Annotated in this window: 3 protein-coding genes; 2 read left to right on the top strand and 1 reads right to left on the bottom strand. The window is 73.4% G+C overall.

The features are described 5' to 3' along the window. Window positions 1–51 precede the first annotated feature (51 nt). Window positions 52–645, top strand: a complete 594-nt coding sequence (locus ABD327_RS21015) for an alpha/beta hydrolase family protein (RefSeq protein ID WP_344452365.1) — start codon at window positions 52–54, stop codon at window positions 643–645. Window positions 646–711: 66 nt separating this feature from the next. Here the strand turns inward: ABD327_RS21015 and ABD327_RS21010 are convergent, their stop codons facing one another. Then, window positions 712–915 (bottom strand): DUF5999 family protein, encoded by a 204-nt coding sequence (locus ABD327_RS21010; RefSeq protein WP_344452364.1) that lies wholly within the window; start codon window positions 913–915, stop codon window positions 712–714. Between the two features lie 302 nt (window positions 916–1,217). On the opposite strand from ABD327_RS21010, the gene ABD327_RS21005 reads away from it, so the two are divergent. Beyond that, window positions 1,218–1,928, top strand: a complete 711-nt coding sequence (locus ABD327_RS21005; RefSeq protein WP_344452259.1) for a (Fe-S)-binding protein — start codon at window positions 1,218–1,220, stop codon at window positions 1,926–1,928. The last annotated feature ends 44 nt before the right edge of the window (window positions 1,929–1,972 follow it).

Below are 1,972 nucleotides of genomic sequence, written 5' to 3'. Positions count from 1 at the left end.
GGGAAGGGGCCCCGGGCGCCGTCGGCCGCCGGAGACTGGGAGCATGGGCGCATGGAGATCGAGACCGTGGCGGGTCCGGCGGCGGTCGTGGTCGACGAGACGCGGGACGCGCGGCTGCTGGTCGTGCTGACGCACGGGTCCAACGGGAGCGTGGACGCGCCGGACCTGCTGGCGGTGCGGGAGGCCGCGCTGGGCCTGGGGGCCGTGGTGGCGCGGGTGACGCAGCCGTTCCGGCTGGCGGGCAGGCGCGCGCCGGGCGGCGCCGCCAAGCAGGACGCGGCCTGGGCCGAGGTCGTCGAGTCGCTGCGGAAGCGCTACCCGCGGGTGCCTCTGGTGCAGGGCGGACGGAGCAACGGCGCGCGGGTGGCGTGCCGCACGGCGGCGCGCACCGGCGCGGTGGGCGTGCTGGCGCTGGCGTTCCCGCTGCATCCGCCGGGCAGGCCGGAGAAGAGCAGGGCGGACGAGCTGAGGTCGGCCGGCGTGCCGGTCGTGGTGGTCAACGGCGACCGCGACCCCTTCGGCGTGCCGGCGGCGCCGGACGCCGCCGAGGTGGTGACGCTGCCGGGGGAACGGCACGACCTGTCGAAGGACCCCGCCCGGGTGGGGGCCGCCGTGGAGCCGTGGCTCCGGCGCTGGCGGGGCTGACCCGTCCGGCGGCCGTGATCACCCGAACTGACTAGTCCGTTCCGGCCCGGCCGGCTCCGCGGGGGCTCAGGCCGCGGAGGAGGCGTGCACGTCCGTCGGGCGGTGCGGTGCGATGATCCCTCCGTTGGGCAGCAGTTCACCGGTGTCCTCGAACACCACCACTCCGTTGCACAGCAGGCTCCAGCCCTGTTCCGGGTGGTTGGCCAGGGTGCGGGCGGCGTCTCGTTGCGGGTCGTCAGAGGAAGGACAAGGCGGCTGGTGCGGGCACATCGGCGTGCCTCCGGTTCTCACACTCGTGGGTTTGTGTCTTCTGTCACGTTGGACGTGTACCAGTGTGCAACGGTTCAGCCTTTCAGGGACATAGTCCGATGGGACTGTTGTGACGTGGTGTACGAACGGCTCGGTGAACGGGTGGTGATCCGCCGTCCGATCCACGGGGTGAGGTGGGCAAACGGGATAAGCCACACTTAGCAGGGTCAGGGCCTCCTCATTACGGGGGAGATGAGATCGTCTCCCGGAGGACAGCGCCCCCCGCGACCTACGATGGCCGCTCCTCGGGAGGAAGGGCACGAGTGCGCGTCGCGTTGTTCGTCAGCTGTGTCAACGACGCCCTGTACCCGCGGACGGGCAGAGCCGTCGTGCGGTTGCTGGAGCGTCTCGGCCACGAGGTGGTCTTCGAGCCCGGTCAGACCTGCTGCGGGCAGACGCACTGGACCACCGGCTACCACCGGGAGGCCGAGGCCCTCGCGGCGCGGTTCGCCGGGCTGTTCGGCCGCTACGAGACGGTCGTGACGCCCTCCGCGTCCTGCGCGGCCACCGTCCGCACCGTCCATCCGAGACTGACGGGCGGCGCGCCGCCCCCCGTCCACGAGCTGACCGAGTTCCTCGTCGACGTCCTGGGCGTGACGGACGTCGGCGCCTACTTCCCCCACCGGGTGGCCTACCACCCCACCTGCCACTCGCTGCGCGCCTGCGGGCTGGGCGACAGGCCGCTGCGGCTGCTGCGCGCCGTCCGGGGCCTGGAGCTGGCCGACCTGCCGCGGGCCGAGGAGTGCTGCGGGTTCGGCGGGGCGTTCGCGCTGAAGAACGCCGACACCTCGGTCGCGATGGCGGCCGACAAGGTGCGGCACGTGCGCGGCACGGGCGCCGACGTGCTGTGCGCGGTGGACGACTCCTGCCTGGCCCACGTCGGCGGCATGCTCTCGCGCCTGCGGTCGGGGGTGAGGGCCGTCCACCTGGCCCAGATCCTCGCCGCGACGGGGTCGGGGGATGAGGAGCGATGACGCCCTTCCCCCGTCCCGTGAAGTTCGCCGAGGCCGCCCGGGAG

The sequence above is a fragment of the Actinocorallia aurantiaca genome (assembly GCF_039533685.1).
GTDB classification, from domain to species: Bacteria; Actinomycetota; Actinomycetes; order Streptosporangiales; family Streptosporangiaceae; genus Actinocorallia; species Actinocorallia aurantiaca.
Note: the sequence above shows the minus strand (reverse complement) of the source record. Positions and strands in the feature narration are given on the sequence as shown.